Annotated in this window: 11 protein-coding genes; 1 reads left to right on the top strand and 10 read right to left on the bottom strand. The window is 61.0% G+C overall.

The genetic code is table 11. The features are described from left to right. Nucleotides 1-28: 28 nt before the first annotated feature. From AC1RR7_RS26440 to AC1RR7_RS26395, 10 genes are all read right to left on the bottom strand, one after another. Nucleotides 29-1,594, bottom strand: a complete 1,566-nt coding sequence (locus tag AC1RR7_RS26440) for a sugar ABC transporter ATP-binding protein (RefSeq protein WP_493158731.1) — start codon at nt 1,592-1,594, stop codon at nt 29-31. Between the two features lie 70 nt (nt 1,595-1,664). Further along, entirely contained in the window at nt 1,665-2,591 is a 927-nt protein-coding gene (locus AC1RR7_RS26435; RefSeq protein ID WP_085732515.1) for a sugar ABC transporter substrate-binding protein, read from the bottom strand. 160 nt (nt 2,592-2,751) lie between these two features. After that, entirely contained in the window at nt 2,752-3,801 is a 1,050-nt protein-coding gene (locus AC1RR7_RS26430) for a Gfo/Idh/MocA family protein (protein ID WP_493158730.1), read from the bottom strand. Between the two features lie 66 nt (nt 3,802-3,867). Further along, nucleotides 3,868-4,893 carry a bifunctional inositol 2-dehydrogenase/D-chiro-inositol 1-dehydrogenase gene (gene iolG / locus AC1RR7_RS26425; protein WP_493158729.1) on the bottom strand — a complete coding sequence of 342 codons (1,026 nt, stop codon included), beginning with the start codon at nt 4,891-4,893 and terminating at the stop codon, nt 3,868-3,870. Between the two features lie 35 nt (nt 4,894-4,928). Beyond that, on the bottom strand, nt 4,929-6,860 hold the full coding sequence (iolD, locus tag AC1RR7_RS26420) for a 3D-(3,5/4)-trihydroxycyclohexane-1,2-dione acylhydrolase (decyclizing) (RefSeq protein WP_493158728.1): 1,932 nt from the start codon (nt 6,858-6,860) through the stop codon (nt 4,929-4,931). Between the two features lie 47 nt (nt 6,861-6,907). Then, on the bottom strand, nt 6,908-7,729 hold the full coding sequence (locus AC1RR7_RS26415) for a TIM barrel protein (RefSeq protein ID WP_493066658.1): 822 nt from the start codon (nt 7,727-7,729) through the stop codon (nt 6,908-6,910). Nucleotides 7,730-7,754: 25 nt separating this feature from the next. Then, nucleotides 7,755-9,257, bottom strand: coding sequence for a CoA-acylating methylmalonate-semialdehyde dehydrogenase (locus AC1RR7_RS26410; protein WP_493158727.1), 1,503 nt, complete (start codon nt 9,255-9,257; stop codon nt 7,755-7,757). Between the two features lie 30 nt (nt 9,258-9,287). After that, entirely contained in the window at nt 9,288-10,097 is an 810-nt protein-coding gene (gene iolB, locus AC1RR7_RS26405; RefSeq protein ID WP_493158726.1) for a 5-deoxy-glucuronate isomerase, read from the bottom strand. Continuing rightward, nucleotides 10,094-10,987, bottom strand: a complete 894-nt coding sequence (gene iolE, locus AC1RR7_RS26400; RefSeq protein ID WP_493158725.1) for a myo-inosose-2 dehydratase — start codon at nt 10,985-10,987, stop codon at nt 10,094-10,096. Before iolE ends, iolB begins: the two co-directional genes overlap by 4 nt. A 43-nt stretch (nt 10,988-11,030) precedes the next feature. Beyond that, a complete protein-coding gene (locus tag AC1RR7_RS26395; RefSeq protein ID WP_493158724.1) occupies nt 11,031-12,968 on the bottom strand; it encodes a bifunctional 5-dehydro-2-deoxygluconokinase/5-dehydro-2-deoxyphosphogluconate aldolase in 1,938 nt (645 codons plus the stop codon). A 321-nt stretch (nt 12,969-13,289) separates the two neighbouring features. On the opposite strand from AC1RR7_RS26395, the gene AC1RR7_RS26390 reads away from it, so the two are divergent. After that, nucleotides 13,290-14,210, top strand: a complete 921-nt coding sequence (locus tag AC1RR7_RS26390; protein ID WP_102621554.1) for a MurR/RpiR family transcriptional regulator — start codon at nt 13,290-13,292, stop codon at nt 14,208-14,210. Nucleotides 14,211-14,241: the final 31 nt, after the last annotated feature.

Below are 14,241 nucleotides of genomic sequence, written 5' to 3'. Positions count from 1 at the left end.
CGGCGGCCTCGGCCACCACCGGCATCCATTAATGAACCGAGGACAGGCCCGAAGCCAGTTGCATCACCCGCTCCTGAGTCGCCTCGCTGCGGTCGAGGGTGCCCATCAGGTCGCCCTCGTGCATGACCATCACCCGGTCGCTCATGCCGAGCACTTCCGGCAGCTCCGAAGAAATCATGATCACCGCCATGCCTTCGCTGGCGAGGTAGGCGATGAGCCGGTAAATCTCGGCCTTGGCGCCTACATCGATGCCACGGGTCGGCTCGTCGAGAATCAGGATGCGCGGGTTGGTCATCAGCCAGCGGGCCAGCAAGGCTTTCTGCTGATTGCCACCTGACAGGGTGTCGATGCACTGCTCCAGCGACGGGGTTTTAACCCGCAGCTTCTTGCACATGTCTTCGCACAAGGCGCGCAAGGCTTTTTGCTGGATGAATCCGTGGCCGGTGTAGTGCGGCAGGACGGCCATTTCCATGTTTTCCAGCACCGAGAGGCACGGGAACAGACCACTGAGCTTGCGATCCTCGGTCAACAGCGCGAAGCCCTTCTCGATCGCCATGTGCGGATCGCTGATGCGCACCACCTCGCCATCGAGACGGATCTCGCCACCATCGCTGGGCGTGATGCCGAAGATCGCTTCGGCCACGTTGGTCCGGCCGGAGCCCATCAACCCGGCGATGCCAAGGATTTCCCCGGCGTGCAGGTCGAAGGAGACACCCTTGAAAATGCCATCCAGCTTGAGGTCGCGCACTGACAGCAGCAGATCGCCAATCGGCTTTTCGCGCACCGGAAACAACTGGTTCAATTCGCGACCGACCATCATCGAAATCAGGCTGTCGCTGTCCATGGAATCAGCCCGTTGCAGACCGATATAGGCGCCGTCGCGAAATACCGCCACTTCATCGGCGATCGCGAACACTTCGTTCATTTTATGGGTGATGTAGATGATGCCTTTGCCCTGGTTTTTCAGGTCGGCAATGATCGAGAACAGATGGGCGACTTCCTTGTCGGTGATGGCCGACGTCGGTTCGTCCATGATCAGGATGTCGGAGTCGTAGGACACGGCTTTGGCGATCTCGACCATCTGCCGCTCGGCGATACTCAGATTGCCGACCTGCTCTTCAGGGTCGAGATTGATCCGCAGACGCTCCAGCAGTTTCGCCGTGCAGCGGTGCATTTCCCGGTGGTCGATCATGTGAAAGCCGTTGAGTTGCTCGCGGCCGATCCAGATGTTTTCGGCGATGCTCATGTGCGGCATCAGGTTGAGTTCCTGGTGGATCATCGCGATCCCGGCCTGAAGCGCTGCCAGCGGCGTTTCGAACACCACCGGCTTGCCCCGAAGGCGCAGCTCGCCGGCGTCTGGCTGGTAGATGCCGGCGATGATTTTCATCAGGGTGGATTTACCCGCGCCGTTTTCTCCCATGAGCGCCAGCACGGAACCGGGACGTACCCGCAGTTGCACGTCGGACAACGCCACCACACCGGGGAAACCCTTGCTGACATTGAGGATCTCCAGCAAGTACGGCTCTTCGACAGGTATTGAAGTGGGCGGGCTCCCCGTCAAAGGGGTGCTCGAAGCAGTCGCTGAAGCGAACATGATCAGGTACTCCATCAGCAAGGTCGCGTTCGCCACCTTGCGGGCTTATTGTTGTTATTGAACGGACGGACTATTTGAACTGGTCAACGTTTTGCGGCGTGATCAGACGAAACGGCACCCAGACCGCCGGCTCGACCGGCTCGTTCTTCGCCATTCTCACTGCGGTATCGATGGAGCCGTCGGCCTGACCCTTGGCGTCCTGGAACACGGAAGCGGCCAGCGAGCCCTTCTTCACAGCATTCAAGCCATCCGGCGTACCGTCGACACCCGCGATCAGCACGCTGCCTTTTGCGACGCCGGCCTGCTGCAGGGCCATCGCGGCACCGATCGCCATTTCGTCGTTGTTGGAGACGACCGCGTCGAACTTGCGGCCCTGGGTCAACCAGTCGTTGACCAGCGTCATGCCTTTATCCCGCAGCCAGACGCCGCTCTGCTCCTGCTCGACCTTGATGTCCGGGTATTTGGCCAGCACCTCTTTGACGCCCTTGGTGCGATTGGTGGTGGAGTTGTTCGCCAGATCACCCAGCAGAATCACGATGTCGCCCTTGCCGCCCATCTTGTCGGCCAGGTACTGCATCTGCATCTCGCCGGCCTCCAGGTCGTTGGAAGCAACGGTTACTACACCTTTGGGCAGGTTCAAGTCATCGGGACGACGGTTGACGTAGACCAGCGGAATCCCGGCCTTCACCGCCGCTTCAGTGATCTTCTTGGTAGCGGCGGTATCCACCGGATTGACCACGATGGCGTCGACCTTCTGGCTGATGAAGCTTTCGACCTGGCTCAATTGCTTGACCACGTCGCTGCGGGCGTCTTCGAACTGCAGCTTGACGCCGTCGGGATAGGACTTGGCTTTCTTGTCCATGGATTCACGCAGGTAGGTCAGCCAGGTGTCATCGAACTGGGACATGCTGACACCGATCTTCATATCGGCCAGCACAGCACCGCTGGCAAACATCAGGGACAAGGCCAGTGAGGCAAAACGGGTCTTGGTCTTCATGAAAAGTCTTTCTCCACATTCTTGTTGGTTTTATGGATGAGGCATGACGATTTCAGTAAGCGGACAAGCAGTCGAGGCGTTGGAACGTATCGCGAGACAGTAAATCTGGAATCGACTTTATTGGAAAATATTTTCCATATCAACAAATTTTAGAATTTTATTATGATTTTATTCCATGGCTCGCAAACTCACTCAGCTCCACCACTTGATGACGTTTGAAACTCAGGCGCGCAGCGTCTAGCACGCGGGTTGTCGCCAGTGCATCACGGGCGTCCACGGGCAGTGGGCCACCGTTTTGCAACGCGATTTGTAGCTGTAAATAGAACTGACTCCAGCATCCTCGTTCGGAAGGAACCCGTTCGCGCTCTTCTCCGTGCTCGAACCAGCCCCAACGCCGGTGCTCCTCGACGCCCCAGCGCTCGCCTTCGGTTTTCGGCGAGAGCCCGGCCAGCGCCATGGCCTCCTGCCCATCGAGCCCCTCGACGCTGTAACAACCCAGCGTGCCGCTCACCCGAAAGCGCGGGCCGGGGCTGTTTTCCAGGCAACTGCCGCCCAGGTGCGAGGTTACGCCGCTGGCATGGGTCAGGGACATGAAGAAGCCGTGATCGAACGCCTGGTCTTTCTCCAGGTAGTCCAGTTCGGCGTAAACCCGTGTCACCGGGCCGAACAGCAACAGCGCCTGATCGACCAGATGACTGCCAAGATCGCGCAGAAAACCACCGCCGCTGCCGTTGTGAACCGACGAGGGCGAGTAACGCTCGATCCGCGATTCGAAACGGCTGACCTGGCCCAGCGCGCCGGATTCGATGAGTTTGCGCACGGTTAGAAAGTCCGAGTCCCAGCGTCGGTTCTGATAGACGCTGAGCCGCACACTTTGGCGCTCGGCCATGGTGATCAGGGTTTGCGCCTGCTGCCAATCGGCGGCGAACGGCTTGTCGCTGACCACCGCCACGCCGTGTTCGATGCCGTCGAGCACCAGTGCCGGCCGGCCCTTGAGAGGCGTCGATACCACCAGCACATCGATTCCGGCTTCCACCAACTGGCCGATGCTGTCGAAGGCCGGCACACCCGGATGTTCCGCTGCCAGCAACTGTCGGCGCTCCGCTGAACGGGTGACCACGCCGACGAACGTCGCCGCCGGCAGGCTGCTGATCAGCGGAGCATGAAAAAACCGGCCGCCATGGCCGTAACCGACAAGTCCGATGCGCATGTCTGAACTCCTTCTTATTGTTATGTCACCGCGTCTCGGGAAAACGCGGTGGTTGTGGGAGCAGCGTTAACCGTAGAACCTCGGGCGATCAGGCAGTGCAACGTTGACGATCGCGCCGCTGTTCTGCGCTTCGATGCACGCATCGGCGGCAACAGCGGCGGCGAACCCATCCCACGCCGACGGCCCACCGACCTGCCCTGCCCGCACGCCATCGATGAACGCCTGCAACTCGACGTCATAGGCCGCGATAAAGCGATCCTTCCAGTCCATCAAGATCGCGTTGGACAGCTTGGCCCCGCTGCGCAATTGCACCTGGGACGGCTCCGGCAGTTTGGCGATGCCAGTCTCCCCGACCACTTCGCACTGAATGTCATAGCCGTACTGACAATTGACGAAAACCTCCACGTCGATACGCGTGCCCTTGGCGGTTTCCAGCAGCACGATCTGCGGATCTTTCAAATGCGCGAGGGCCTTGCTGCTCTTGCGCGGGAACACCACCTGCACCGAGACGTAATCGTCGTCGAGCAACCAGCGCAGCACGTCCAGTTCATGGATCAGCGTGTCGGTGATCGCCATGTCGGTCTTGTAGTTTTCACCCACGCTCGGGTTGCGGTGGGCGCAGTGCAGCATCAACGGTTCGCCGATCTGGCCGCTGTCGATCACCGACTTCAACGCGCGATAACCTTCATCGTACGGACGCATGAAACCAACCTGCACCAGCCGTTTGCCGTGGGCCACTTCGGCCTCGACGATCTTGCGGCAACCTTCGGCTGTGACCGCCAGTGGCTTCTCGCAGAACACCGGTTTGCCCGCCGCGATGGCGGCCAGCACGAACTCTTCGTGACTCGGGCCCCAGGAGGTGACGAGGATCGCCTCGACGTCCGGCGCCTGGATCAGCGCGTGGCCGTCGGGATAGACCTCGGCGGTCAGCTTCAGGTCTGCCACGACCTTGGCCGCCTGCTGCAAATTGATGTCGGTAACCGCGACGACCTGGCTGTTGAGCAAGGTCTGGCTGCACCGACGGATGTGGTCCTGGCCGATGGCACCGGTGCCGATGACGCCTAGCCGCAACGCTTGGGAAAACAATGACATGAAAGGATTCCTTGTGGTTGTTCGATTAAGGGCAATCAGTACTGACGGGCCTTGGCCAGTCGTTCGTTCAGGGTTTTGGCCACCGCTTCGGTACGGGCGCTGGTGGAGACTTGCGCCACGCCGACCCGCCACCACGACAGGTAACCGTGAATCATGGTCTTGGGCAGAACCTTGATGTCGATCAGGGTCGAGACCGTCTGCAAGCGCGCATCGGCCAGCGCCGCCTGCAGCTCTTCAACGGTGTTCACCTTGTAAGTCTTGCAGCCGTAGGCCGCCGCGCTCATGGCGAAATTCACCGGCACGAAAGCGCCGTCGAGCTGGCCGGTCTGCGGGTTGCGGAAACGGAACTCGGTGGCAAAGCTGTCCATGCCGTTGCCCATCTGCAGGTTGTTGATGCAGCCGAAGGTCATGTTGTCGAACAGCACCACGTTGATCTTGCGCCGCTCCTGGATCGAGGTGACCAGCTCCGAGTGCAGCATCATGTAGGAGCCGTCGCCCACCAGCGCATAGACCTCGCGCTCAGGCTCGGCGAGCTTCACGCCCAGCGCAGCGTTCACCTCATAGCCCATGCACGAATATCCGTACTCGACGTGATAGGTGTTCACCCCCTTGCTGCGCCAGCTGCGTTGCAAGTCGCCGGGCAGGCTGCCGGCGGCGGCGACGATGACCGCGTCATCGGCGAGGGTTTCATTGAGCACGCCGAGCACGCGACTCTGGGTCAGACAGGAGCCGGTCAGCTCAATGAATTCGCGCAACACCGCCGAATCGAGGTGGTCGTTGATTTCCGGGAGGAAATCCCGGGCCTGATAGTCGATCTGATAAAGGCGATCCACCTCCTCGTCCAGTTGCGCCCTCGCCTGACGGGGGTCATCGCCCCAGCCGGAACGGTAGTCGCCCAGCGCTTCAGCCAGCGCCGACAAACCTGTTCGGGCGTCCGCCAGCAGTTGCACACCATCGAGTTTCAGGGCATCGCACGGGCTGATATTGAGGTTGAGAAACTGCACGTCAGGGTGCTGGAACAAGGATTTCGACGCGGTGGTGAAATCGCTGTAGCGGGTGCCAACACCGATGATCAGATCCGCCTCTTTGGCCAGCAGATTCGCCGCCAGGCAACCGGTTTCGCCAATGCCGCCGACGTTCAGCGGATGGCCGGAAACCACCGCACTCTTGCCGGCCTGGGTTTCAGCGAAAGGAATATCGAAACGCTCGGCAAACGCCTGCAACGCCGCGTTGGCGCCGGAATATTTGACGCCGCCACCACAGATGATCAACGGTTTGCGCTTGCCTTTGAACAGCGCCACGGCATCGCCGAGCATCGCTTCAGTGGCCGGACGACGCTCGATGCGGTGCACGCGTTTTTGCAGGAAGTAATCGGGATAATCGTAGGCTTCGGCCTGCACATCCTGCGGCAGGGCCAGGGTCACGGCACCGGTTTCGGCGGGGTCGGTGAGCACGCGCATGGCGTGGATCGCAGCGCTCATCAATTGCTCGGGGCGGTTGATGCGATCCCAATATTTGCTCACGGACTTGAACGCATCGTTGGTGCTGATACTCAGGTCGTGGAACTGCTCGATCTGTTGCAACACCGGGTCCGGTTGACGACAGGCATAGACATCACCCGGCAACAGCAGCAAGGGAATCCGGTTGGCGGTCGCGGTGGCGGCAGCAGTCAGCATGTTCGCCGCACCCGGCCCCACGGACGAGGTGCAGGCGTAGATCTTGCGTCGCAGGTGCTGCTTGGCAAAACCGATCGCCGCATGGGCCATGCCTTGTTCGTTGCGGCCCTGATGGACGATCAGGTCACCGCTGTCCTGCTCCAGCGCCTGCCCCAGACCCAGCACGTTGCCGTGGCCGAAAATGGTAAAGATCCCGGCGACGAACTTGCTCTGAACGCCATCGACCTCGATGTACTGGTTGTCGAGGAATTTCACCAGGGCCTGAGCCATGGTCAGTCTTGTTGTGGTCATAACCGCACCTTTCAAATTCAGATCCGCCCCCCCTGCGAGGGGCACTGTCAACTCAGGGAGTTGCTCAGGTGGTCCATGCTCGCGCCAATCGCCGTCTGGATATCCGCCAGGCCATGGACGCTGTCGGCGAATGGTTCAAACGACAGGTAGCCGCTGTAGCCGCCAGCGAGCAGGCTGTTGATTTGTGCCGCGTTGCCGAGAATGTCGTCCGCCCCCACCAGCACCCGGTGACCATCGCAAAGGGTCGCCAGCGGCGCCTCGGACTCCTCGACACCGGAGATGTGCACCAGCCCGGTCAGCTCGGGAAAAAACTCTTGCTCGCCGGCCAGGTGGTGATGAAAGGTGTCATGCACCAGGCGGAACATATCCAGCCCGCCGACCGCCTTGATCGCCTCCACCGCCGTGCGTTTGCGGCGCAGCGAGCAGGCTTTGAAACCCAGAGGCTCGATGAATCCCAGAAGGCCGTGATCACGCAGGATCGGCGCCAGCTCGCTCAACGCGGTGCGCAGGCCCGACGCACGCTCGGCCACGCTGCGCGGATCGGCGCGATCGTTCAACGGGCACATCACCAGCCCCCGCGCACCACAATCGCGGGCATAGGCAGCCAGCTTCAAGGCCTGCGCGCGGCGCTCGTCATTCCACACATCAAACGGATACAGCGCGTTGATCGACAGCACGCTGATGCCATGGGCCGCGCACAACTCACGCACGTGTTCGGGTGCGGTGCCGTCATCGATCTCGACGCCTTTGAGGTCGTTGCGGATCTCGATGGCGTCAGCCTTGAGGGTCACCGCCAATTCGATGAACGCCGGCAGGGATAAACGTGGAGCGACCATTCGGTTCAGGGCAAAACGCAGGGGAGTACTCATTCTTGTTGTTCTCCGCGCAGGTGAATTATTTGGCCGTCGGCATGCTGAATTCCGGGCCCTTGGCAATGCTGTCGGGCCAGCGCTGCATCACGCTTTTGTAGCGACTGTAAAAACGAATGCCTTCTTCCCCGTAGGCATGGTGATCGCCGAACAGCGAGCGCTTCCAGCCACCGAACGAATGCCAGGCCATGGGCACCGGAATGGGCACGTTGATGCCGACCATGCCGACCTTGATGGTGCGGGCGAAGGCACGGGCTATCCCGCCATCGCTGGTGAAGCACGACACGCCGTTGCCGAATTCATGGGCGTTGATCAGCGCCACGGCACTGGCGAAGTCCGGCACGCGGACGATGCCCAGCACCGGCCCGAAGATTTCCTGCTGATAGATGCTCATGTCGGTGGTGACGTGATCGAACAGCGTCGCCCCGACGAAAAAGCCCGCCTCGGCCCCCGGCACCTTGAAGTGGCGGCCATCGACAATCAGCTGCGCGCCCTGGGCCACGCCCTGATCGATAAAGCCTTCAACCCTGGCCTTGTGTTCGGCGGAGACCAGCGGGCCCATGTCGTTGTCGCCTTGCAGACCGTTGCCGACTTTCAACTGATCGATGCGCGGCAACAGTTTGGCAATCAGTTGATCGCCGACTTCGCCGACCGCAACCGCAATTGAAATTGCCATGCAGCGTTCACCGGCCGATCCGTAAGCGGCGCCGATCAAGGCATCCGCCGCTTGATCCAGATCCGCGTCGGGCATGACGATCATGTGATTCTTCGCGCCGCCCAGCGCCTGCACCCGCTTGCCGCGCGCGGTTGCCTGCTGGTGGATGTACTCGGCAATCGGCGTCGAACCGACAAACGAAATCGCCTCGATGTCCGGGTGCTGCAGCAAGGCGTCGACCGCCGCCTTGTCGCCCTGGACCACGTTGAACACACCGTCCGGCAAACCGGCTTCGGTCAACAGGCGAGCCATCAGCAAACTGGCGGACGGATCGCGCTCGGACGGTTTGAGGATGAAGCAGTTGCCGGTGACCAGCGCCAGCGGAATCATCCACAGCGGCACCATCACCGGGAAGTTGAACGGCGTGACCCCGGCGCAGACGCCGAGCGGCTGACGCAGGTTCCAGTTGTCGATGCCGCCGCCGATGTTGTCGCTGAACTCGGTCTTCAACAGGTTCGGTGCACCGCAGGCGTACTCGACGATTTCAATGCCTCGTGTGACTTCGCCCTTGGCGTCGGAAAACACCTTGCCGTGTTCGCGACTGATGATTTCGGCCAGTTCGTCGTGATGACGATCGAGCAATTCCTTGAACTTGAACATCACCCGCGAACGGCGCAGGGACGATTGCTCGGACCAGGCCGGGAATGCCTTCAGCGCCGAAGCGATGGCAGCGTCCACGGTCTTCTGGCTGGCCAACCCGACCCGCGCCTGAACGCCGCCGGTGGCCGGATTGAAGACATCGCTGAATCGTTCGCTACCGCTGTCCTGCACCTGACCGTCGATGTAGTGGCCTATGACCGGGGCGTCGCTCATTGTTCTTGTTCTCCGTGCGAAAGTTGGAATTCAGAGATCCAGCAGCCAGCTGTGCTGCGGGTCGTTATGGAACTGCCAGACGCGTTTCGGCCCTGCCATCACGTTCAGGTAATAAGATTCGTAGCCATACGGCACGCTGACCGGGTGATAGCCCTTGGGCACGACCACCAGATCGCTGTTTTCCACGGCCATGGTTTGATCGATGCTGCGGTCGTCGGTGTAGACCCGCTGGAACACGAAGCCTTGGGGCGGGTTGATCTGGTGGTAGTAGGTTTCTTCGAGAAAGCTTTGGTGTGGCAGGTCGTCGGTGTCGTGCTTGTGCGGCGGGTAGCTCGACGAGTGCCCGGACGGCGTGCGCACTTCCACCACCAGCAGCGAATGAGCCGGCTCGCTGTCCGGCAGGATGTCGCAGACATAGCGGGTATTGGCGCTCTTGCCGCGCACGCTGCGCTTCATGGTTTCAGGCCTGATCAGGCGCGGACCGAGACCCATGGTGGTCGAACCGGGAGCCGCGCAAACCGCCACTTGCGCATCACTCAATGCCACCACCTGCGCCTGACTGCCGGGTGGCAAGTACGCGGCGAACGGGGATTTGTCTTCGAACACCGACTGGCGATCACCGAGGTTGTCCCAGTTGAAGGTCCCCAGCCCCAGTGCCTCGCCGTGGATGCCGACCCGACCGCTGAGCAACACCAGGCACAGCTCCTTGTCGCCCGCCGCGACAGGCAAGGTTTCACCCAGGCTCAACCGGTAGGCGGCGAAACCGACGTATTGCAACTCACCTTCAGCCAGCTCGACCATGGTCCGGCCACGGGCATTGCTTTTGACCAGCAGGCTCATCGTGCAGCCCTCTCGTCGAGCAGCGCGCGCAAGGTGTCGAAGCCTTTTTTCGCGTAGACGTAACTCGGCGCCACTGCCGGATCCTGCTCGGCTTCGACCACCAGCCAGCCGTGGTAATCGGCCGCCAGCAGCACGTCCAGCAGTTCGGCGAAGTCGATGTCGCCATCCCCCGGCACGGTGAACGTGCCGTTGATGATGCAGTCGGGGAAGCTCCACAGATTGTTGCGCGCCAGTTGCACCACCGGTTTGCGCACGTCCTTGAAGTGCACGTGGCAGATGCGCGACAGGTGTTTGCGCAGCACCTGCAAGGGTTCACCGCCGCCCATGTAGCAATGGCCCGAATCGAACAGCAGCCCGACTTCACTGCCGGTCAGCGCCATCAGGGTGTCGATGTCCGACGGTGATTCGACGTAGGCGCCCATATGGTGGTGATACGCCAGACGCACGCCCTGGGACAGGGTGAAGCGTGCCAGTTCGGTCAGCTTGTCGGCATACTGCTCCCACGCCTGTTCGGTGTGAAAACGCGGGCGCTCGACCAGCGGAATACGCTGGCCCTGAATGGAATCGGCGACTTCACCGTAAACCAGCACGTTCGCGCCGTTCTTCGCCAGCAACTCGACATGGCTGGCAATCGCGTCGATTTCCTCGGCGACCGAACGGCGCGCCAGGCGACTGGAATACCAGCCGGACACCAACGCCAGGTCATACGGGCGCAGCACGTCGCCAACGCCTTTGGCGTCCTTGGGAAACTTGCCGTTGAGTTCGAAGCCTTCATAACCGATGACCTTGCCTTCGCTGAGGGCGGTGCTCAGCGGTGTTTCACCACCGAGGGACGGCAGGTCGTCGTTGCTCCAGGAAATCGGGTTGATGCCAATTCGGATAGCGGGCATGGCTGCACCTTTTATTGTTATTTCTAGAGTGTTCAACTGCGGCTCAGGCCCGGGCCGTGCGCCAGGCATCGATCAGCTCGACGAAGGTTCCCTGTACCTGGCGGATCAGCGTCTCGTCGTCGATCTCCCCGGCCAGCCAGGCGCGGCTCGGCTCCTGAAAAATCGTCCGACCCACGGCGAACCCACGGCAAGTCTGGCTCTGACTGGCCTGTTGAAAGCCTTCGGCCAACGCTGATGCCGGGGCATTCAGGCCCAGCAGCACCACACCTCGGCAATAGGGATCGCGCGCCTGGATCAGTTCGTCGAGCTGTTGCCATTCCTCGGCGCTTTGCGCTTCGATCTTCCACCACGCCGGGTAGATGCCCAGGTTGTAGAGGCGTTTGAGCGCGCGATACAGCACGTCGGGATGCGGTGAGGGGTGATCCTTGGGCGGGATGATTTCCAGTAGCAGTTCATGACCACTGACTTGCGATGCCTGATACAGCGCCTTGATCTGCGCTTCCTGCTCCAGCCGCAGCATCGGCTCGTCGTCCGGGTGGAATTGCACCAGGCATTTGATGATTTGTTCTTGCGGCCAGGCGATCAGGTTGCTGCCGATCGAGCGCCCGTGTTCGAAGGCCAGCGGCCGCGAACCCTGCACTTCAACCGGACGCGCCACCCACCAGCCTCGACCGGTAGCGGCGTTCAGCGAGTCCTGGCCGAAACGCTGATCAGCCAGCAGCCCGACATCGGCTTCTATGCCCTGCTCGCGCAGATCGCTTTCGACCCGCTCCACGGCTTTGATGAACAGTTGCTTGAGTTCGCCGATGGCGCCGAGGTCGCGCCCCCCCTTCTGGGCCAGCTCCACCAGTTGCCCGCGATGGTCGAAGGCAAAGATGAACAGTTGCTTCCACTGTTTGCGCGGCACAGTGACCTGATGCAGGCGTTGCAGGGTGACGTCCTGATCCGGCCGGGTAATCGGCACCGGGCTGCTGAACAGGTAATCGAGCTCGGCACGGGTTGGCATCGCCGGCGCGCAGGCATGGCGCGATACCACCAGACCACCGCAGGCATTGGCCAACTGGCAGCAACGCTCGTCGCTGGCGTCCTCCAGCCAGCCGCTGAGGAAACCCGACATGAACGCATCGCCGGCGCCCAGCACGTTCAGCACCTCGACCCGCACACCGGGATAAATCGCGCCGTCTTCAAGACGCACCGGAATCTCTCCGTGAATAACCGTACAACCTTGCGGACCGAGCTTGACCACCAGGGTCGCCGCGCTCAACCGTCGGACATTGCGCAGCGCGGTGAGCAAATCCTCTGAACCGCCGGCCATCAGAAACTCTTCTTCGGTCCCGACCACAAGGTCGAAGCGCGGGAGGATTTGCTGCACATGGTGAGTGACGTTCTGATCGGCAACGAAACGGGTTTCGCCATCCGCCTTGCCAGCAAGCCCCCACAGAACCGGGCGATAGTCGATGTCCAGCACTCGTTTGACGTTGTGCTTTTCGGCGTAGTCCAGCGCCTGGATGCTCGCCTTGTAGACGCCGTCGGTGGAGAAATGGGTGCCGGTGATCAGCAAGGCCTTGCTGGAGGCGATAAAGGCTTCGCTGATATCTTCGGCCCGCAGCGCCATGTCGGCGCAATTCTCACGGTAGAAGACCAGGGGAAAGGTTTCCCGATCCTTGAGACCGAGCAGCACCATGGCGGTCAGTCGCTCCGGATCGACCTTGATGCCGCTGACATCGCAACCTTCACGGGCCAGGGATTCGATCAGGAAACGCCCCATGTGATCGTCGCCGGTGCGGCTCAGCATCGCCGACCTGAGCCCCAGCCGGGCGGTGCCGAACGCGATGTTGGCGGAAGAGCCTCCGAGGTATTTGGCGAAGCTGCTCACATCCTCCAGCCGTGCCCCGACTTGCTGCGCATAGAGGTCGACGCCGAGGCGCCCGAGACAAATCAGATCCAATTGACGTCCACTGGCAAAACGAGTCTGGCCCATGCTGGCTCCTGTTATTTTTATCAGCCTGTACCCGGGGCGATGACGGCGCCGGACACTCTTGGTGGATGCAGACTAAAACGAGCCGGATCGAACAATCAATAAATATTCCAATTATTTTTCACGTGGAATATTTTTTCCAATAAACTTCAGTGCAGGCGCTCCAGACGCAGTGCATCGTTTCAGCAGGCATCCCGCTGGCGCAAGCCCAAGATTTTGTCCGGGCCTAGCCTGTAGACTGCGCACAGCCAACCTATTGTCCTGGGACGCGGTGAACCACCGTCGCTATAAGTACAAGCCAAGAACAAGCCAGAAGGATTATCTATGTCCCGCACCGATCAGCCGGCTACCGCCGAGAGCACGCCCGAGAGCGATCTTGCCAGCCCCCCGATCAATGCCGAGCGCCTGCTGCAGCTCATCACCCGCGAATACGAAAGCCTGCCGCGCCAGCTCAAACGCATCGCCAGTTACATGAGCCAGCAAAGCGATCGGATCATGGTCGACCGCATCAGCGACATCGCCCGCGAGTGCGAAGTGCACCCGTCAGCCATCGTGCGGTTTTCCCAGCGTTTCGGTTTTAGCGGTTTCAGTGAAATGCAGGCGCTGTTCCGCGAGGCGTACACCCACAAAGCCACGCCGGTGCAGAACTACCAACAGCGCATTCGCAGCATGATCGCCAACAAGTCGCAGAAAGCCAGCGGCGGCGATCTGGCCCGCGAATGCATCGACGCCACCCTGTCGGGCATCGAACGACTGGGGCAGGAACTCGATGACCAGGCCTTCGAGAAGGCCGTGGACCTGGTGGTCAATGCCGACAATATCTACGTGGTCGGCGTGCGCCGCTCGTTCGCGGTGGCCGACTATCTGGTCTACAACCTGCAACATACCAACAAGCGCATCCACCTGGTCTCGGGCCTCGGCGGCAGTTATCGCGAGCAGATGCGCAGCGTGCGCGCCAATGACCTGGTGATCGCCATCAGCTTCACGCCGTACGGCAAGGAAACCCAGCACTGCCTGCGCATCGCCCAGCACCATCAGGCGAAAACCCTGATCATCACTGACAGCAATCTCTCGCCATTGGCCAAGCGCGCCAACACTTTGCTGCTGGTCAATGAAGGTAGCTCGTTTGCGTTCCGCTCCTTGAGTGCGACCCTGTGCCTTTGCCAGGCGCTGTTTATCGCCGTGGCCTATCGACTGGAGTTGAAGGTGGATGAGATTCACGAGCAGGTCGGGTTTGAAGACTGACCGGAGAACCGACATTCCACCGAGCGCGGAA

Source organism: Pseudomonas sp. GW821-FHT11G12 (assembly GCF_058808055.1).
This window is presented reverse-complemented; position numbering and strand designations above follow the sequence as displayed.